Source organism: Mycobacterium sp. NGS26 (genome assembly GCF_059813025.1).
In genome coordinates, this window is sequence record NZ_JCALDU010000002.1 from 634,756 (window position 1) to 654,355 (window position 19,600).

At 63.9% G+C, this 19,600-nt stretch carries 14 protein-coding genes; 6 read left to right on the forward strand and 8 right to left on the reverse strand.

Going from position 1 to position 19,600, the window contains the following annotated elements; translation table 11 throughout:
- Window positions 1-21: 21 nt before the first annotated feature.
- Window positions 22-1,302 carry an esterase/beta-lactamase LipL gene (lipL, locus tag AC5Y6X_RS09275; RefSeq protein WP_420715978.1) on the forward strand — a complete coding sequence of 427 codons (1,281 nt, stop codon included), beginning with the start codon at window positions 22-24 and terminating at the stop codon, window positions 1,300-1,302.
- Window positions 1,303-1,329: 27 nt separating this feature from the next.
- Here lipL and AC5Y6X_RS09280 read toward each other — a convergent pair whose 3' ends face one another.
- Genes AC5Y6X_RS09280 through AC5Y6X_RS09290 form a run of 3 tightly spaced genes read right to left on the reverse strand, consistent with a single transcriptional unit; the run spans window position 1,330 to window position 7,619 of the window.
- Window positions 1,330-4,254: an MMPL/RND family transporter gene (locus AC5Y6X_RS09280; RefSeq protein WP_499986485.1), complete on the reverse strand. Its 2,925-nt coding sequence runs from the start codon at window positions 4,252-4,254 to the stop codon at window positions 1,330-1,332.
- 27 nt (window positions 4,255-4,281) lie between these two features.
- Window positions 4,282-7,185 (reverse strand): MMPL/RND family transporter, encoded by a 2,904-nt coding sequence (locus AC5Y6X_RS09285; protein ID WP_499986020.1) that lies wholly within the window; start codon window positions 7,183-7,185, stop codon window positions 4,282-4,284.
- On the reverse strand, window positions 7,182-7,619 hold the full coding sequence (locus tag AC5Y6X_RS09290; protein WP_499986486.1) for an MmpS family transport accessory protein: 438 nt from the start codon (window positions 7,617-7,619) through the stop codon (window positions 7,182-7,184). Before AC5Y6X_RS09290 ends, AC5Y6X_RS09285 begins: the two co-directional genes overlap by 4 nt.
- A gap of 671 nt (window positions 7,620-8,290) precedes the next feature.
- Between AC5Y6X_RS09290 and AC5Y6X_RS09295 the strand changes: the two genes are divergently transcribed.
- Window positions 8,291-8,530 carry an MbtH family protein gene (locus AC5Y6X_RS09295; RefSeq protein WP_499986022.1) on the forward strand — a complete coding sequence of 80 codons (240 nt, stop codon included), beginning with the start codon at window positions 8,291-8,293 and terminating at the stop codon, window positions 8,528-8,530.
- A 12-nt stretch (window positions 8,531-8,542) separates the two neighbouring features.
- Here the strand turns inward: AC5Y6X_RS09295 and AC5Y6X_RS09300 are convergent, their stop codons facing one another.
- Window positions 8,543-9,976, reverse strand: a complete 1,434-nt coding sequence (locus AC5Y6X_RS09300; protein ID WP_499986023.1) for a hypothetical protein — start codon at window positions 9,974-9,976, stop codon at window positions 8,543-8,545.
- A gap of 415 nt (window positions 9,977-10,391) precedes the next feature.
- Here AC5Y6X_RS09300 and AC5Y6X_RS09305 point away from each other — a divergent pair, with 415 nt between their 5' ends.
- A complete protein-coding gene (locus tag AC5Y6X_RS09305; protein ID WP_499986025.1) occupies window positions 10,392-11,648 on the forward strand; it encodes a hypothetical protein in 1,257 nt (418 codons plus the stop codon).
- 17 nt (window positions 11,649-11,665) lie between these two features.
- On the opposite strand, the gene AC5Y6X_RS09310 is transcribed toward AC5Y6X_RS09305, so the two are convergent.
- Together AC5Y6X_RS09310 and AC5Y6X_RS09315 are read right to left on the reverse strand one after the other, a co-directional pair.
- A complete protein-coding gene (locus AC5Y6X_RS09310) occupies window positions 11,666-12,295 on the reverse strand; it encodes a class I SAM-dependent methyltransferase (RefSeq protein WP_499986027.1) in 630 nt (209 codons plus the stop codon).
- A 103-nt stretch (window positions 12,296-12,398) separates the two neighbouring features.
- Complete coding sequence (locus tag AC5Y6X_RS09315; protein WP_499986028.1) at window positions 12,399-13,307, reverse strand: class I SAM-dependent methyltransferase; 909 nt, start codon at window positions 13,305-13,307, stop codon at window positions 12,399-12,401.
- Window positions 13,308-13,507: 200 nt separating this feature from the next.
- Between AC5Y6X_RS09315 and AC5Y6X_RS09320 the strand changes: the two genes are divergently transcribed.
- Both AC5Y6X_RS09320 and AC5Y6X_RS09325 read left to right on the forward strand, forming a co-directional pair.
- Window positions 13,508-14,383, forward strand: coding sequence for a glycosyltransferase family 2 protein (locus tag AC5Y6X_RS09320; protein ID WP_499986029.1), 876 nt, complete (start codon window positions 13,508-13,510; stop codon window positions 14,381-14,383).
- Between the two features lie 62 nt (window positions 14,384-14,445).
- Window positions 14,446-15,189 (forward strand): TylF/MycF/NovP-related O-methyltransferase, encoded by a 744-nt coding sequence (locus AC5Y6X_RS09325; protein ID WP_499986031.1) that lies wholly within the window; start codon window positions 14,446-14,448, stop codon window positions 15,187-15,189.
- A gap of 8 nt (window positions 15,190-15,197) precedes the next feature.
- Here the strand turns inward: AC5Y6X_RS09325 and AC5Y6X_RS09330 are convergent, their stop codons facing one another.
- Entirely contained in the window at window positions 15,198-16,118 is a 921-nt protein-coding gene (locus AC5Y6X_RS09330; RefSeq protein WP_499986034.1) for an SDR family oxidoreductase, read from the reverse strand.
- 3 nt (window positions 16,119-16,121) lie between these two features.
- Window positions 16,122-17,123, reverse strand: a complete 1,002-nt coding sequence (locus tag AC5Y6X_RS09335; RefSeq protein ID WP_499986036.1) for a glycosyltransferase — start codon at window positions 17,121-17,123, stop codon at window positions 16,122-16,124.
- A gap of 44 nt (window positions 17,124-17,167) precedes the next feature.
- Between AC5Y6X_RS09335 and AC5Y6X_RS09340 the strand changes: the two genes are divergently transcribed.
- Window positions 17,168-19,492 carry an acyltransferase family protein gene (locus tag AC5Y6X_RS09340; protein WP_499986038.1) on the forward strand — a complete coding sequence of 775 codons (2,325 nt, stop codon included), beginning with the start codon at window positions 17,168-17,170 and terminating at the stop codon, window positions 19,490-19,492.
- The last annotated feature ends 108 nt before the right edge of the window (window positions 19,493-19,600 follow it).

The following is a 19,600-nucleotide window of genomic DNA, read 5'->3' on the forward strand; positions in this document are numbered from 1 at the left end:
AAGTAAATTTGACTTGTGACAATGGGGTCCCGAGTCGATCGCCGCGCGGTCCCTGTCCACGATGACCCTGACGCAGGTCATCGTGTGTCCGGCGCGGCGGACTCACAATTCGGTTGCGTCGTTCGCAGCTTCGCCAGCATGTTTCCCGCGCGCCGGTTCGGCGGCGGGGCCCTGGCGGTGTATCTCGATGGCCAGCCCGTGGTCGACGTGTGGACGGGCTGGTCCGACCGGGGAGGCCACCGGCCATGGTCGGCCGACACCGCCCCGATGGTGTTCTCGGCGACCAAGGGAATGGCCGCCACGGTCATCCACCGGCTTGCTGACCGAGGATTGATCGACTACGAGGCGCCGGTCGCCGAGTACTGGCCGGAGTTTGCAGCAAACGGCAAGGCCCATCTCACCGTGCGCCAGGTGATGCGACACCAGGCCGGCCTGTCGGGCCTGCGCGGGGCCACCAAGGAAGAGCTGCTGGACCACCTCGTCATGGAGGAGCGGCTGGCCGCGGCGGCGCCCGGGCGGCTGCTGGGTAAATCGGCATACCATGCGCTGACCTTCGGCTGGCTGATGTCCGGGCTGGGCCGGGCCGTCACCGGGAAGGGCATGCGGGCGCTGATCCGCGAGGAGCTCGCCGAGCCCTTGGGCACCGACGGCATGTACCTGGGGCGGCCGCCGGCGGGGGCGCCGACGCGGGTCGCCGAGATCATCGCGCCGCAGAACATCGTGAGCATTCCGGTCGTCAACTACGTGACGCGCAAGGTCGCGATGGAGCTGTCCGGCGGTTTCCGGTCCATGTACTTCCCGGGCATGATGGCCACGGTCAAGGGTGAGAATGCCATGCTCGACGGAGAGCTCCCGGCGGCCAACGGGGTGGTCACGGCCCGCGCGCTGGCACGAATGTACGGCGCCATCGCCAACGGCGGCGAGGTCGACGGCATACGCTTCCTGTCCCGTGAGCTGGTTGCCGGCCTCACGGGTCGAAAGAGCCTGCGGCTGGACCGAAACCTGTTCGTGCCGTTGGCTTTCCACCTCGGCTACCACAGCCTGCCCATTGGCAATGTGATGCCGGGCTTCGGCCATGTCGGGTTGGGCGGGTCGCTCGGCTGGACCGACCCCGCTAGTGGGGTGGCGTTCTCGTTGGTGCACAACCGGCTGCTGACACCGTTTGTGATGACCGATCATGCGGCGTTCGTGGGCATCTATGCGCTGATCCGTCAGGCTGCCGCAAAGGCTCGCAAACACGGTTTCCAGCCGGTGACCGAGTTCGGCGCGCCGTTCAGCGAGCCGGGGGCCGTCGCGGGCTGATTTGCGGTTCCCCTACCACCCTGGGGATTACGACCTCGGGATCGAAGGCCTCGGGATCGGGCTGGTGTCGGTGTCGTCGCCGCCGAACCTCTCCCCGAGCAGCGCCCGCACCACCGGGCGCGGTGGTAGGGACCGAAGCATTCGACTGGCCGGGCGTGGACGAACCAGCTGCGGCCACCAGAACCAACGTCCGAGCAGCGCGGCAATGGACGGCGTCATGAACGCACGCACGATCAAGGTGTCGAACAGCAGGCCCAGGCCGATCGTGCTTCCGACCTGACCGATGATTCGCAGGTCGCTGAACACCATGGAGGCCATCGTGAACGCGAACACCAGGCCCGCGTTCGTCACGACCTTGCCGGTGCCGCCCATCGCGCGGATGATCCCGGTCTTGATGCCGCCGGCCAGCTCCTCTTTCATCCGGGACACCAGCAGCAGGTTGTAGTCGGACCCGACCGCCAACAGGACGATCACGGACATCGGCAGCACCATCCAGTGCAATTTGATGCCGAGTATGTACTGCCAGATCAGCACCGAAAGCCCGAACGATGCGCCCAACGAAACTGCCACCGTACCCACAATCACCAAGGAGGCCACAAAACTTCGCGTGAGCACGAGCATGATGATGAAAATCAGGCAGAGCGCACCGATTACCGCGATGTACAGGTCGTATTTTGCCCCGTCGTGGAAATCCTTGTATGTCGACGCGGTGCCGGCGACATAGATCGGGGAGCCCTCGAGGGGCGTGTTCTTGAGCGCCTCCTGTGCCGCATTCTTTATGGGACCGATACGCGCCACGCCCTCGGGCGTCGCGGGATCGCCCACATGCGAAATGATGAATCGAGCCGCTTTCCCGTCGGGAGAGATGAAGGAGTTCATCGCCTCCTTGAAGTCCGGGTTCTCGAAGACCTCTGGGGGCAGGAAGAAGGAATCGTCGTTTTTGGCCGCGTCGAACGCTTCTCCCATGACGGTGGCGTTCTCGGTCGATTCGTCCACCGCGTGCATGGTCCCGGCCATGGTGCTATGCATGGTCAGGAGCATTGTCCGTGCGTGCTCCGCTATCGCGATCATTGTCGGGAACGACTCCAACAACTGCGGCAACAAAACGTCCATCTTGTTAAGGTCCTGCACGACCTCGGTCAATTTGTCGCTTATCGTGTCGACGCCGTCGAGCGTGTCAAAAATTGATCGCAAGGCCCAGCACAGCGGGATGTCGTAACAGTGCTTTTCCCAGTAGAAGTAACTTCGAACTGGTCTGTAGAAGTCTTCGAAATCCGCGAGGTGGTTTCTTAGCTCATATACGGCGTCGGCCGTTTCCTTCGTGGTGACGATTGTGTGGTGAGTAGTCTCGGTGATTTCTTTCTGCAATGCGTATAAGTGCTTCATTATCGCGATTTGCTGGCTCATCAGGTCGGCCTGTTTGAGCATGTCATCAGTTCGAAGCTTTATGTACTGCATGTTTTGTAGCATGCCCGCGTTCTGCAGGCTGAGCAGAAATGGTATCGAGGTATGCTCGATCGGTGTTCCCTCGGGCCGGGTTATGCCCTGCACCCGAGAAATGCCCGGAACACGGAATATCGCCTTGGCCAATTTATTCAGCGTGATGAAATCCGTCGGGTTGCGCAGGTCGTGGTTCGATTCGATCATCAGCATTTCGGGCATCATCCGGGACTGGGAAAAGTGACGGTCCGCGGCGGCGTACCCGGCATTGGCTGGAACGTCTTTGGGTATGTACAACCGGTCGTTGTAACTCGTTTTGTAGCCCGGCAGGGTCACCAGACCGATCAGCGCGATGGCTACCGTCCCGGCGAGAATGGGTGCGGGCCAGCGAACAATCGCCGTGCCGACGCGGCGCCATCGACCGAACCCGATCGTGCGCGTGGGGTCGAAGAGACCGAACCCACTTCCGACGGCAAGAACCGCCGGAACCAACGTCAGTGCGATCGCGACCGAAAGCAGCATTCCCAACGCGCACGGGACACCGATCGTCTGGAATATGGGCATCCGGGTGAAGCTCAAGCACAACATTGCCCCGGCGATCGTCAGACCGGAACCCAGGACGACGGGAGCCACCCCGCGGTAGGTGGTGTAGTAGGCGGTTTCTCTCTCCTCGCCGGCCTGGCGCGCCTCTTGATATCGGCCGAAGAAGAAGATCGCATAGTCCGTCCCGGCCGCCATCGCGAGGGCCACCAGCAGGTTGATGGCGAACGTGGACAGGGCGACGATATTGTTATTGCCGAGAAACGCGATAAATCCCCGGGCCGCAAATACTTCGAGGCCAACTGTGAGCACCAACGGGATCACGGTTATGACCGAGCGGTAGACAAAAAGCAATACCGCAAAAATAATCACGGCACCGATTACGGTCATCTTCAGAATGGATCTGTTACCGCTCTCCTGCATGTCCGAAATGAGCGCCGCCGGGCCGGTGACGTAGGCCCGGACGCCGGGCGGCGGCGACGACCGATCGATGATGTTCCGAACCGCGGCCACGGAGCTCTCCCCGAGGGCCGTACCTTGGTTGCCGGCGAGGTTCACGATGACATACGCGGCCTTGGCATCGGGGCTTTGGGCGCCCGCCTGCGTAAGTCGATCTCCCCATAGATCCTGCACATGCTCGACATGGCGCCGATCGGCGGTGAGCTTGTGAACCAGGTCGGTGTAGTAGGCGTGAGCATCGTCGCCGAGTGGCCGCTGTCCCTCGAGGACGATCATCGCCAAGCTGTCCGAATCGGATTCCTTGAAGTCCCGGCCGATGCGCTTCATGGCCTGCACCGATGGTGCGTCCTGAGGAGCCAACGGTACCGAATGCTCTCGCCCGACGTGCTCGAGCGACGGGACTCCAAATGTCACAAGCAACGTCAGGGCGGCCCACGCCAGGATGATCAAAATCGCAAGCTTGCGGATCGTCCGCGCGATGAATGGGGCCCGAGGTTGGTGTTCGGTGCTCATGGGGCGCTCAAGTTGATAGTCCGCCACTTACCGCGGCTGCTTCAGCAGCGCGCGTACCAGTGGACGGGGTCCTGTCGGTCGAAGTAACAGGCTGGCAGGGCGGGAGCGCACGTTCTTCGGCCACCAGAACCACCGTCCCAGCAGCGCGGCGACGGATGGCGTCATGAACGCCCGCACGATCAGCGTGTCGAACAGCAGGCCCAGGCCGATCGTGGTGCCGATCTGACCGATGATGATCAGGTCGCTGACGATCATGGATCCCATGGTGAACGCGAACACCAGGCCGGCGTTCGTCACAACCTTGCCGGTGCCGCCCATCGCCCGAATGATGCCGGTCTTTATGCCGGCGCCTACTTCTTCTTGCATCCGGGCGACCAGCAACAAGTTGTAGTCAGACCCCACCGCCAGCAGCACCAGCACGGCCATCACCAGCACGAGCCAGTGAATTTGGATGCCGAGCAGATTCTGCCAGACCAGCACGGACAGCCCGAAGGATGCGCCCAGCGAGAGCAATACCGTGCCGACGATGACCAGCGCTGCGACAAAACTTCGCGTCATGATCAGCATGATGATGAAAATGAGGCAGACCGCGGCGACGCCGGCGATCATGAGATCGTACTTCGAGCCGTCGACGAGGTCTTTCGTTAACGCGGCGGTGCCGGCGAGGTAGATCTTGGCGCCTTCCAGGGGAGTGCCCTTGAGCGCTTCCGCGGCCGCGTTCTTTATCGCGTCGACCCGTCCGACACCCTCGGGCGACGCGGGGTCAGCCTTTTGGGTGATGAGCAAACGGGCACTCTTTCCGTCCGGCGACAGGAAAAGTTTCATGACTCGCTTGAAGTCCGCATCCTTGAACGCGTCCGGGCCAATGAAGAAAGAATCGTCGTTCCTGGACTCGTCGAAAGCCTTCCCCATGGCTGTCGAATTTGCGCTGCTCTCGTCCATCGCGGTCATCGTTCCGGCCATGGTGCTATGCATGGTCAAGAGCGAGGTGTGCATGCTCTTCATGATCGCGATCATCGGGGGGAACTGCACGACGATTTGCGGCATGAGCTCGTCTACGTGATCGAGGTCGACGATCATATCCTTCAGTTTGTCGTTGAGCTCGTCGACGCCGTCGAGTGAATCGAATATGGATCGCAAGGAAAAGCAGAGGGGAATATCATAGCAATGCTTTTCCCAATAGAAATAACTTCGGATCGGCCTGAAGAAGTCCTCGAAATCCGAAAGGTGGTCGCGCAGCTCGCTGGTGATCTGCTGTATGTCATGGGTTTCCATGACCGTATGATGAGTCACGGCGACGAGCTGTTGCATCAGGTCATACATGTGCTCCATGATGTTGATCGTTTGCGCCAACTCGTTGGCCTGCTTGAGCAGATCATCCATGCGGGCCCGCTGGAATGGCATGATTTGTTGTCCCGCGGTGTTTTGCATGCTGAGCATAAACGGTATGGATGTGTGCTTGAGCGGGGTTCCCTCGGGGTGAGTCAAGCCTTGCACCCTGGCAATACCGGGAACCGCGAGGATGGCTTTTTCCAGTTTGTTCAGCACCAACGCATCTGCCGGATTGCGCAGATCGTGATCGGCCTCTACCAACAGAACTTCGGGCGATAACATTCGTGCAATGGCAAAATGCCGTTTTGCAGCATCGAGACCCACGGAAGCGGGGATGTTCTTGGGAATGTAGTTCATGTCGTTGTAGCTGGGTTTGTATCCCGGCAGCGTCAGCAGCCCGATAAGGGTGACCGCTAATGTGACGATCAGAATGGGAGCGGGCCACCGGACGATTGCCGTGCCAATTCGCCGCCACCCATGTAATCGGATTACCCGCTTGGGATCGAACAGCCCGAAACGGCTCCCCACATGGAGGACGGCCGGAACGAGGGTGAGCGCAACCGCGACCGCAACGAGCACGCCCACCGCGGAAGGAACGGCGAGAGATTGGAACTGGGGCAGCCGGGCAAACTTGAGGCAGAAAAGAGCCCCGGCGATAGTCACACCCGAGGCCAACACAATCTTCGCCACACCGTGATATGTGGTGTAGTAGGCCGCTTCCCGGCTCTCGCCGGCCTGCCGTGCCTCTTGATACCGCCCGACGAAGAATATCCCGTAGTCGGTTCCGGCCGCGATCACAAGTGCTACCAGCAGATTGATGGCGAAGGTACTGAGACCGACGAGGCCGTGATCGCCGAGCAACGCGACAAGCCCTCGGGCCACCTGCAATTCGACCCCGACCATCAGCAGCAACAGAATTACGGCGAGGATCGAACGGTAGACGAGAAGCAACATGGTGAAGATCACCGCGAGGCTGACCAGCGTGATCATCACGACCGTACGGTTGCCACTGCTGCCCATATCGGAAACGAACGCCCCGGGGCCGGTGACATACGCCCGGACCCCCGGCGGTGGCGGCGTGTGGTCCGTGATGTATCGGACGGCTTCGACCGATTCGTTCGCCAGGGCCGAGCCGGGGGCACCGTGCAGGGCTAGTTGGGCGTATGCGGCCTTACCATCGCCGCTTTGCGCAGCGCCCGTCAGGAGTGGATCGCTCCAGAAATCCTGGATGTATCCCACATGTTTCGGATCGTCTCGCAATTGGCGAATCAAGCGGTCGTAGTACTTGTGGGCGTCCTCGCCGAGGGGTTGTTGCCCCTCCAAGACGATCATCACCGTGCTCGTCGTCGTGGAACCGGTGCCGGAATCGCTTTCCTTGAAATCCTCGGCCATCCGCATCGACGCCTTCATCGCCGGCGCATCGTTGAGGTTCAGCGCTATCGAATGCGTTCGCTCGACCTGCTCCAACGAGGGGACGGCGATACCCAGGATTACGATGAAGGCCACCCACGCCAAAATGATCGGGATCGAAAACCGATGAATCATCCGGGCCGCGAACGACGGCGGGGTGTGCACGGTGTCGAGGTGTTGTTCGCTCATGCGGCCTTCAGCAGGCAGAAGGTGAATGCGCTCACTTCGTTCGATACCTTCTCGGTCTTGACCACGCCGTCCACCAAGATGCGGCAGCCAATGCTGTCGCTATCGCCTTGCGCGATGACGTTTCCGACCGCGGACGCCGCGGTGAGCTGGAACTCCAACGACCACGGCAAGGGCGCCGCCTTGATGCGCTGCGGTTCACCGTTGACGTCGAAATAGGCGATCTGCGCCACGGTTCCTGGCGGTCCGAAAACCTCGTACCTGAGGTGCTTGGCGTTGTAGGGCTTGGGGTTTTGGCCCCGGGTGTCGGAATACGAAAGTTGTTTCTCAGAGCCGAAGATGCCATGCAGCCGCGACACCGTGAAGCCTCCGGCAACAACCACGACGAGGATGACCAGCGGAACCCACAGCCGCTTGAGGACTCTGAAAATCGCCAACCCCCCATTTAGATGAGTGTTTCGGGCGCGTGCTCGCGGTTCGGGTGGAGGCTGGCGAACACGCCGCAAAAAATCCGTTCGACGGCCAGGTTCCGGGCTGACGTCGAGGGGACCGGTGTCGGCGGCGTCCGACCGGGCCTGCGCGAATTCTCGCACACCGCGTTCGACCACCGAAATCACCTTCCCACCAGTTTCGATACCCTGCATCACGTTAGCCGCCGGAACATGCACCCACATATCAGTCGGTGGTAACCCGCGTCGACGTTACATCGATTGTGGTGGGCGCCGCAGCCTGTTCGTGCGGCGGTCACCTCAACCGTGCCGCGCCTCGGGGAACACGAGCCGCCCTCGATGAGTAAATCACGTGGGCGACGTCCGTAGCGGCTCGTTGCCAACGTGATACCGGATCGTATTGCATACCGGCGCCGTGGCCGCAGGGCACCCGTCTTCCGTCCCCGTCAGCAAAGCGGGAAGCCGGCAAGGAGAACCGCTGAAAGCCGAAGAAGGGGACTGACAGCTAACGAAGATCGCGGCGCGGCCGCCGGTTGCGCTCCGCCGCGATCGAGGGGGCGGCGCCAGGAGTTTGGCGGAAGCCTGGACGGGCCCCGCCGGTCCGCACTACCGTTTGGGCGAAGCTTCACTCATCTCGACTGGGAGGGTATGGAGAATCGGTGAGCGTCAATCCGTTCGACGACGAGAATGGCAGTTTCTTCGTCTTGGTCAACGACGAGGAGCAACACAGCCTGTGGCCGACATTCGCAGATGTTCCAGCCGGCTGGCGGGTGGTTTACGGCGAAGCGGACCGCGCTGCGTGCCTTGAGTACATCGAACAGAACTGGCCCGACATAAGGCCGAAGAGTTTGCGCGACAGGCTGGAAAGGCTGGCAGCGGAGAAGGCTTCGGATACGTAACCGCGCGCCGCGTCAGTCGATCTCGCCGGTCAGCTTGAACTCGGCCAGCGTGCGCGCAACCAGCTCGCGCAACGCGGCCTTGGTGTTCTCCGCGCCCGGTTGATATGCCTCGACGGTGATGCCGACCGTGTCGCCTATGCGCCACGACTGGAGAGTCAATTGGCCGCCCGCTCGTTCGAGCCACCCTCGGGTGACGTTTTGCCCGATCACTCGAATCAGATGCAGGGGATGCAGGTTGGCGGTGATGGTGGCGTAGTCGTCGTCGTTACGGGCGAGGACGTACACCAGCGCGCCGAGGTCGCGGAGATTCGAACAGAACACCGGGCGATCCGGGTCGTCGAGCGCATTATCGGCCAGCCGTTTCATCGCCCGCTTGGGCGTGAACGGGGCCAGCCACAAGAGCTGCCGCTCATCGTCGTCCGGTGTCTCCCGAAGAGTTTTCAGCGCCTGCTTGATGGCGGCGCGGAGCTCGCGCAGATCCGTCGTCACCTCGGTCGGGTCGACACTGAGGCTTGCATAAGTCACCGCGATCGCGCGCGAATCGCCCTCGGTGCGGTCGCTCATGGGTAGCTGCAAGGTGACGGCGCCGTCACTGTCGCGCCGGCGCCCCAGGCGCTCCCCGAGCTTCGCGGCCAGTCCGGCGAGCAGCGTTTCGCTCGTTCCGCCAAGCGCCTTGGCGCAGGCGTCCCACGCATCCACGTCGATGTGGACCGTGATGACCGGCACGACGACCACCTCGTCGCCGTCGCCGTCGCTTCCGCTGGGCGCGACGGGTCGCGATGCGGGTTTTTCGGCGTTTTCGCGGCGCTGGCGACGGGCCAGCTTTGCCGCCGCCACCAGCGCTCGGGCGGCCTCGGGCACGTCTTGCGCCGTTTCGCGGGCGTCCTGGATCATCGCGCGAAGTCGAGTGCGTGATCGCGCGGGCGGGTAGCCGAGGTCGTTCGTGTACGGGCGTAGGACCGCGTCGGCGATCGCAAGTGTGAGCCCGAAGCCGTCCACCAGGTAATGGGAAACCACCAGGCTGATCGCGGTCGAGCCGTCCGTGAGCGGAAGGACGCCGATGTGCCAGCCGGGGCCGCGTTCGGGATCGGTGGGCTGCTGTGCCTGCTCGTCGGCCCAGTCGCTGAGTTCGGCGCGCGGACGCGCGGATCCGGCGATCTCGATATCCGCCGGCCCGCAGTCGGAGACCCAGCGGAACCGGGCGAACGGCATCCGTGAACGTTCGATGCGCCGTCCTAACAATCCGTACCGGAGATTGTGGTTGAAGGCCCGCAGCCCATCGAGGTCGATGGCATGCCCATAAACCCAGACGACCTGAACGACCACCTGTCGACCGATGGCCCGATGCTGCGCGAACAAGGCATGGTCCAAGATCGCGAGCCGATTGTCCGGCCGCCCACGACCTTTCGATGCCCGGCGCCGTCCCCGGCGTGTTAGCTCCGGCACCGCTCAGCCCTACCGCGCAGGCCGAACCAAATCATCACACGAGACTAACCGATCCGTTCGATCGCATGGACCAGTCGCATCGATGTCTCGAACCAAGCGGGACTATTGATTTCACCGGCCACGCACTGACACCCACGTGCAAAACCCCGTCCCATCGGCTGGTCCATGCTTACACTGTCTCGACGAAACCGACGTTCGGGATCGTCGACATCGACCAAAGCAGGGTGCGTGATGATCTTGTCCATGAGCGGCCCGGCTGCATCAGTTATGTTGCGGCACTTGGTGTTTGGGCCAGTCGACATCGAAAAGGCGTCGCCGCGGCCGACGACGTCATGCGCGTGTCCGTGAGTTGTGCGCGCCCCCGCTCGACACGGCGGCCGGTGCGGAAGGCGCGACCCGGCGCGACCGAAGCGCCGTGGCAGTGACCGAGGTCGGTGGTACCGCAGCCTCCACCGGGCCGATCGCGCGGGGCAGCTTCGCCCGGGTCGGCACCGCGACCGCGCTGACCGCCGTCTGCGGCTACGGGGTGATCTATCTGGCGGCCGGCGACCTGGCCCCCGCCGGCTTTTCGGTATTCGCGGTGTTCTGGGGGGCCTTCGGCGTGGGCACCGGCGCCACGGCCGGCCTGCTGCAAGAAACCACCCGCGAAGTCCGCTCGATACCCTACGTCGACGTCACGCCAGGCCACGGCACCCATCCGCTACGGGTGGCCGCGATGACCGGCGTTGTCGCGGCCGCGGCGATCGCATGCAGTTCGCCGCTGTGGAGCAGGCAGGTGTTCGCCGCGGAACGCTGGTTGTCTGTCGGCCTGCTCAGCGTCGGGTTGGCCGGATTTTGCCTGCACTCCGCCCTGCAGGGCATGTTGGCCGGGGGCAATCGCTGGACCCACTACGGGGCGCTGATGGTGGGCGACGCGATCATCCGGGTGGCGGTCGCGGTCGCTACGTTCGTGATCGGATGGGGCCTGGCCGGCTACTTGTGGGCCACCGTCGCGGGCGCCACGGCATGGCTGCTCATGCTGATCGCCTCGCCCACGGCGCGAGCCGCGGCGCGGGTGCTGACGCCCCGAAGCACGGCGAGATTCCTGCGCGGCGCGACGCATTCGATCACCGCAGCCGGTGCCAGCGCGATTTTGGTGATGGGGTTTCCGGTGCTGCTCAAGGCGACATCGAACGAGCTCGGCGCGGCGGGGGGCGTCATCATCCTGGCGGTCATCTTGACCCGCGCGCCGCTGCTGCTGCCGTTGTACGGAATACAAGGCAACCTGATCGCTCATTTCGTGGACGAACGCACCCACCGGCTTCGGGCGCTGATCGCGCCGGCGGCGATCGTCGGTGGGATCGGCGCGGTCGGCGTGCCGGCCGCCGCACTTATCGGGCCCTGGTTGCTGCGGGCCGGATTCGGTCCCGACTACCACGCCAGCGGGGCGTTACTGGCCTGGTTGACGGCGGCGGCGGTGAGCATCGCCATGCTGACGCTCACCGGCACCGCGGTGGTCGCGGCCGCGTTGCATCGGGCGTATTCGCTGGGCTGGGTCGGCGCGACGGCCGCATCGACTTTGTTGCTACTGCTGCCGCTGCCGTTGGAGACTCGCACCGTGATCGCGCTGTTGTGCGGTCCGGTGGTCGGAATCGCCATCCACTTGGCCGCGTTGGCGCGGCCACTCGGCTGATCCGGAAGCCCTTACCGTCAGGCGGCGTTGCGGGCCACCATCACCAGCCGGTCGGAGACCCCGCTCGACATCGGATAGTGGCGCACGGCCTCCCTGCCGAAGACGTCGTAGCCCATCTCGAGGTATTGCTCTGGTGGGCGGATGAAATCCCCTTCATCGAGCCGGACGACGAGGCGCCCGATCAAGTTCCACCGGTTCCGGGTCGGAACCGGCTCGCTCATCACCAGGACGCCGCTGTCCGGCGCGAGGACGCGGCGAGCCTGCTGTAGGAGGCTTCGCGCTGAAGCGTCGTCGAGGTGATGAATCACCCCCATGATCATCACCGCGTCGAAGGAGCCGTCCGCGAACGGCAGCGATCGACCGTCGACCACCTCGAATCGGTAGCCGCTCTTCGTGGCGCGGGCGCGCTCGATGTAGCGGGGACTGAGGTCCACCCCGACGTAGCTCTCGGGGCGGAAAGATTTCGCCATCGCGCCCGTACCGCAGCCCAGGTCGAGGACCGATGCGGCCTCAACGACTCCCTCCCTGCGCAGCACGTCCTTCTCGCCTCGATACCCCGCCTCCAAGATCCAACGGAGCAGATCGAACGTGCGGGGCGCAACAGCAAGTGAGTGAACACCGCGCCGCACCACACGAAGAGTCGTCACGCGATGGGAGCCTAGCACCAGGGCCAACCCGATCGGCGATTTCGAGCGCTTGCACCTCGAAAGGGCTGGCTGCACAGCTATTCTCGCGCGTTATCGCACGGAGTCACTCGGGGACGCGCCCCGCGAATACGGTTTCGGCCCCCGTGCCGTCGTCCGAGCCTGCGTAGATCTCGGGCTCGAAACCCGCCTCACGCACGTAATCGAGGATGTCGCGGCCGAATTCGGTGAACGTCAGCAGATCGGCCCCCACCGGGATGAACCGGTAGGCTCCGCTGCCCCTGCCGTGGTAGAGGGGCGGCATCAGGTGCACGATCTCGCCGTGGTCACCCATCCGGGCCCGTGCTTCGGTCGTCGCGCGCGTCCAGACGGCCGGCACCGTGAAGACGTGGCGGCCTCCCGGCCGCAGCACCCGCCGCGTCTCGGCCAGCGCGGCCCGGAAGTCGTGCACATGCTCCAGGGTGTCCGACGACAGGACCAGGTCGAACGCAGCATCGGGGTAGGTGAGGCGACAGATGTCTTCGTTACGGACGCCGTCGACGGCCTCGCCCAGGTGCTGCGGCCCCTTGTAATCGGAGAACGCGAGCCGCGGCAGCCGCCCCAACAGGGCGTGCATCGATCCGAGCGAGCCGATCGTGTTTATCTCGGCGACGTCGAGCGCACGGAACGCGGGATCCTCGATCAGTTCGGCGAGCGACCCGCATCCGGGAGGGCCGTAGAGTGCGACGAGGACCTCGGCGATCCGCCGCACTCTCAGGCTGCAGCAGCAGAACCGGCAAAACATGCTCTCACGGCGGATGAAGGCATGCGACACCTCGGGATCGGCCCAAAAGGCGTGCAAGTCGTCGGGGATGGTCCAGGAATTGAAGACGAAGGTGCTGTCGGCACCGCAGGCAGCACAGCGGCCCGCCTCGTCGGCGCGGCGATCGCGCGGCGGTCGCAGCTTGAGCAAAACGGGCCGCCCCGCGCGGGCTTTGACCGCGGCCGCCACGCTGACGGCGTTGAAGGTGCTCATGACTCGCTCTCCAGTCTTCGGGGTATTCCGGTGTACGTAATATGGTGGCCCACTACCTCGGATGTGCCGCGCGATAGGCGAGAAGCCCAGCGTCAACATAGGTTAGGAACTAAATTGCTGTCTATGACTTCGCTGCCGCGCCCGGCGCTGTCGGCGGTAGTCATCGTTGGCCCGGCCGAGCACCGGGAAGCCCTGTCCTGATGCCCCGGGTTTCGGTCGTCGTGCCGTCGTACAACAGCGTCGCGTTCATTGACGCCACCGTGCGATCGATTCTGGCGCAGACCTTCACCGATTTCGAGTTGGTGGTTTCCGATCACAGCTCCACCGACGGCACCTGGGAGGCGCTGCAGCGCTACACCGCCGACCCCCGGGTGCGTCTGAGCCGGCTGGCTTCCGGCGGTGGGGCGCCGGCGAACTGGAACGCCGTCACCGACCTCGCCACCGGCGAGTTCGTCAAGCTGGTCTGCGGCGATGACGTGCTCTATCCGGACAGCCTCGCGATGCAGGTGGCCGCGCTGTCGGCACATCCGTCGGCGGTGCTGGCGGCGAGCGGCTTGGACATCATCGACGCCGCGGGGACGCCGGTGGTGCATGGTCGCGGGTTGAAGGGACTGCGCGGTGAGGTCACCGGCACCGAGGCGATCCGGCGCACCGTGCTCGCCGGCACGAACATTTTCGGCGAGCCCGGGGCGGTTATGTTCCGTCGTGTCGCCCTGGCCGAAGCCGGCGGCTGGGATGGCCGCTTTCCGTACCTCATCGACGTGGCGACCTACTGCGCGGTGTTGCTCCGCGGAAATGTCGTCGTTGTCCCCGGCCCGCTGTCCGCGTTCCGGGTCAGCCAGGCGCAGTGGACCGTGCAGCTGATGCGCGCCCAAGCCGACCAGACCATCGGTTTTCAGCGCGACTTGGCCGCCGCGCACCCCGGGTTGCTCACCCGGCGCGACCTGCTCGTCGGCGCCGCGCGGGCCCGCGCGAACGCCGTTGGCCGGCGCGTGGTGTATGGCTGGCTTGGCCGGCAGAAGCGCCTTGGTGCCGCCGCGGCCGGCAGCCGGCACGACGCCGGCAAGATGCGATAGCCGCAAGGTAGCGCCTGTGTCCCGCAAACTACAGTGACCAGTCCGGGGTAAGGGGAGATCATTTGCGTAGCTTCATTCAAAGCCTGCCGCCGTCGATATCGAACGCAATCATGATGGTCCGGCGCTTGTCCGGCGGGTTCTGCGAGGATGGTCTATTTACCATAACCAACTCGGACTTCCGTAGGTCTGAGCATTTCAAGCGCGTCTATGCCGCGGCCAAGGCCACCGGCTCGTTTGGTAAGTGGGAGCTGCGCTGGCGCATTCACATTCTGTGTTGGGCTGCCAACCACGCCGCGGCGCTCGAAGGTGATTTCGTCGAGTGCGGAGTCGACCATGGTGGCACCGCAATGGCCGCCATCGTCCACACCGATTTCGGAAAGCTCGGGAAAAACTTTTGGCTTCTCGACACATTCAAGGGGCTGGACCGTTCCCAGCTGACCGCGACCGAGGTCTCGACGACCGGCTTCCTCGACTATCCGGACTGCTTCGAGCGCGTGCGGGCGAACTTCGCGGACATGGATTTCGTTCGGTTGGTCCGCGGCTCAGTCCCGGGCACGCTCGGCCAGGTCACCTGTGAACGTGTGGCCTATCTGCACCTGGACATGAATTGCACCGCGCCGGAAGTCGCGGCCCTCGAGCATTTCTGGCCGAAGCTATCTCCATTCGGAATCGTCGTCATGGACGACTACGGGTGGCCCCGCTGTCACGAACAGAAGGTCGGCTACGACCGTTTTGCCGAGGACAGGGGGCTGCAGATTCTGCAGGTTCCGACGGGGCAGGGCATCCTTGTCAAACCGCCGGCGTGACGGTGCGCTCAAGCCTTGGGCATCGCGTGTTGGCGCAGCACATCGTCGTACACGCGCTTGACCGCCACCGGAAACGGAGTGATCGCCACGCCCTGAAACTCCTGCGGGAAGAGGGTGCGAAGCCGCAGGTCTCGAACGTGATAGTGCGAGGACGGGCTGGTCCCGAGCGCGATGCGAACCGCGCGGTGGGCGACCTGTTGCACCGTCCGTAGCACGGCGCACACCGACACGGGCCGTTGCGAAGAGATGTTGCGCAGCACGGGCGTCGACGGCTGCTCGCGGACCGCGTTCTCGACCAGTGTGCGCACCATCGCGGCGGCATCATCGACGAACAGGTAGTCGCGCAGGGTTTCCATCGGCACGAAGACGTTCAACGATTGTCGGGTGACCGCGGCCCGGCACACCTGACTCACCAGACCTTGCTGTTTCACCAGGTTCTGACCGGGCCCCACAAGGTTCGAGAACCGTCCAATGACAAGGGGGACACGGCCTTCCAGCGTCGCCCGCAGGATCTCCTCCTGAGCGAGTTTCGTCTCGCCGTACGGACTCAGCGCACGCGGTGTCGTCGACTCACTGAACGGCGGATGAGCCGACCCGGCGTAGACGCCCCCCGCCGACGACGAGAGGAAGAACGCACCCGGACCGGCCGGCCGCGAGTCCCCCAACCTCGCCACGAAATGAGACATGATGCGCGTCTCCGCGGCGAGTTTGTCGGTTGTGGAACCGACGGTGGCGCTGCCGGCGGCCCAAATGACCGCCCAATCGTCGTTTCGGGCCTCTTGGATGAATTGCTCGAGGTCGGAGTCGAGAACCGCGGCCGCCGCGTCGTGATCCTGCCAGGGCACCGGGCGTCCGACGAACTTCGGGCCCACTGCGCGCGACACGGCGCTGCCGAGCAATCCGCCGCGGCCCACGACCCAGGTGAGCACCCGTCAGTCCGCCGGTTCGTCGAAGACCTCATTGGGATCGCGCACGATGACGTACACCGGTTTGCCCATCGCCATACTGGCTGCGGCCGCGATGTACTCGGCGATGATCCCCAGCGCGAACAAGACGGCTCCGCCGACGACCAGCACCGCCACGAACACCGACGTCCACCCTTGGACGGTGATGTCTCCGACGGCATTCCGGATCGCGCTGAAGATCGCCACGCCGAAACCGAAGAGCGCGAACAGAATTCCCATCGTGGAGACAAAACGTAGCGGCCGCGTGCCCGAAGAGATGACGAGCCGAAAGAAATGCGAGACCAGGCGGCGGTAATTGTAGGCGCTCGCGCGTCGTCCTTCTTGGCGCATCAACACCGGACAGGTCGAGGGGTTGCCGACCACCCAAGAAAGAGCGACATCGAGGTACACCCCCGCGCCGGCGTAGGCCGCCACGCTGCGTCCGACCTCGCCCAGGATCAGTCGATAGCTGTTGAAGGCTTTGGGTCCGTGAGCCGACATGAGGACGTGCACGAACAACCACTTCGTCAGCCGCGACGCCGTGTTGCGTAAGACACCGTGCGGTGGCCGGTTCGTCGGCGAGGCGTAGACGAGCTGTGTGCGATCCCGGTATGCCGTGTCGAGCAGCGCGCCGATGTATGCCGGATCGTGCTGGCCGTCCTCGTCCATCGTGACGATCCAGTCCCCGCCCGACGACGTCATCCCCGCAAGCGTCGCGGGATGCTGTCCGAAGTTGCGGGACAGCCATATTGGGCGGACCCATTCTTCGCGCGCCGCCAAATCACGCACGACCTCGTCGCTATTGCCGATGCCGCGGTCCCACACAAGGAACACCTCGTCGACGCGGAACCTACGACCGTCCGGGGTCTCCTGGGTCGAACGGAATTGCTCGAGCTCCTTCAGCACGGCGGGCAGGGTCACGGCCCCGCTGTAGACCGGGATCACGACGCTAACCGAGTCCACACGGGTCGATCGACGGTCGCTGGTCACGGGTTGCCTTCCGCACGTACGGGTCCAGTGGAGCAACTGTACCGATGCGTGACCGCGGCAGCGATGTCAATTGTGATTTCGTCGGCGAATCCTCGGTGCCGATTGCGGGGCTTCCGCGCCTGCGCAATGACTTTGAGCACCGACGACAACGCCGTGACCGTGCGGATGATCGGCGGTTTGGGGACGGGCTGGGACTGCGGGTGTCATCCCCGCGGCCGAAGTACGCAATTTTGGACCCGGAATCACAATCCCCAGGTAAGTTCTCAACCGAATCGACCCCGGTCAAAGCAAGCTTGTCCAGTCATCGACGGACATTCCCGATCAGTTCGTGGGGTCCGGGTGAGGTGTTGGTGGTGGACGCGGGGCGAGTTCGGCAGATTGAGCCTGGATCTGACGGCGCGGGTTCTGGTGAGGAGGATCCCCCGCTCAACCTGAAAATTCAGGCTCCGCCGGTCGAGCGGGCTGTGAGTGGCAGCCGCCGCTTGGACATCCAGGGCCTTCGGGCCGTCGCGGTCCTGTTGGTTGTGGCGTTTCATGCCGGACTGCCGGTGCCGGGCGGGTTTGTGGGTGTGGACGTCTTCTTCGTGATCTCCGGTTTCGTGATCACCGGCATGATTTACCGTGAGCGCGCATCAACCGGACGCTTCAGGCCCGGCCGGTTTTATCTCAGGCGGTTCAAGCGGCTGACCCCAGCCCTGGCGCTGATGGTTGCCGTGACGATGGTCCTGTCCTTCTGTCTGCTGTCCCCGTTCGGCGCGCAAGGGACGGCAGCGCTAACCGGCGTCGGCGCGATGCTGCTGGTTGCCAACTTCGTAATCTCCCTGATCCCCGGCGGCTACTTCGACCCATCGGCGGAATCGAACCCGCTCCTACACACCTGGTCGCTGTCGGTCGAAGAGCAGTTCTACCTGATGTTCCCTGCGATCCTCCTGCTCGGCTGGGCGCTCTCCCGGCGTGCGCGACGGGTTCCATGGGTACCGGTCCTCGTCGGCGCCGCTGCGCTGACATCACTCTGGCTCGCCGTGGCCGGAGCCGGCGTATTCGGGCCACTCGGCGCATCCCCCGCGACGTATCTGGTGGGTTTCTACGGCCCGTTTGCCCGGGCGTGGGAGTTCGCCGTGGGCGCGCTGCTTGCCCTTGCCATCGCGAGTCGCCCCCTTCGCTCCCGGAGATTCGCTCAGGCCCTTGCGTGGCTCGGCGTGGCGCTGATCGCCGCGTCGGCCTGGCTGATCGACAACGCCACGCCCTTCCCCGGTCCGTGGACGCTGCTTCCGGTGGGCGGAACCCTTCTGGTTATCGCAGCAGGCACGAGCCACGCCACCGGGGTGAACCGCGTCCTGTCGCTTCCGGCGATGGTCAAGATCGGCGACTGGTCCTACTCGATCTACCTGTGGCACTGGCCTCTCAAGGTGTTCGCCGTCCTGCTGTGGCCGGAGGCCCGTTTCGCGGCCGTCCTGGCGGCAGCCCTGTCGGTACTACCCGCCGTGGCCTCCTACCGATGGGTGGAGCAACCGTTGCGACGGCTTCCACCACTGACACGTAGACGAACTCTTGCTCTGGTCGGCGCTGTGGTTTGCCCGCCCATCGTCCTGGCTATGACCCTCGGCGCCGCCATTAACAATTATTGGATACCGCTATATAAGTCGGGCGCTGTCGCACATCAGGGCGATACCGATTGGGCAGACTTCTTCCTGTACGTGGACAGCACCTACTACCGGTGTCCGGACCAAGCCATCCGAGATAAAGCCCCCAAATGGAGAGGCATCCCTAGTTGCTGGCAATCCAAGCCCGGCTCACACATAGACGTGGCCGTTGTTGGAGATAGCCACGCGGAGACCCTCTTCCTCGGGTTGGCCGAGGCGCTGCCCGACAAGAATGTCGCCTATTACGGGGGAGACCTCAGCGCCGCATCGAATCCGGCCACCAAGACCGTGATCGTAAGTGAAGCTTGGGCTTTGCACGGCTTGGCGGAAGGATGGCTCGCTAACGTTCTCAAAGTCGTCAAGTCGGGAGACAAAGCCGTTTTCGTGACCGACGATCTTCCCAAGTTTCCGTTCGACGCGCTGGGCTGCAAGTATCGCAAGGCTCCGATTTTGCCTTCTCCCCAGTGCAGCGAAAATCGACAACTGTTTGACGCGCAACGCGCGAAGTACGACTCAGAGCTTCGAGCGACCGTCGAGAAGGTGCCGGGGGTTCAGCTCCTCAACACCGCAGAGTACTTCTGCGACAACAAGGTATGCAGCATGAACAAGGATGGCGCCCTCTTGTATCGCGACTCGAATCATCTGAACAACGTCGGCACCAGGTACCTTGCCAACCGCATGCTCAGCGACTTCCCGCAGTTGCGGGCCGCAATATCCCAATCCTGAATGGCTCTCGCCGGCGAATTCGAGCCGAGTGTCAGCCGGCAGGATCCGCCTTGCTGCCGTATGCCTCGAACTGCCCCTTGCTTCTGCTAACGTCTCGCGCGGAGCCGA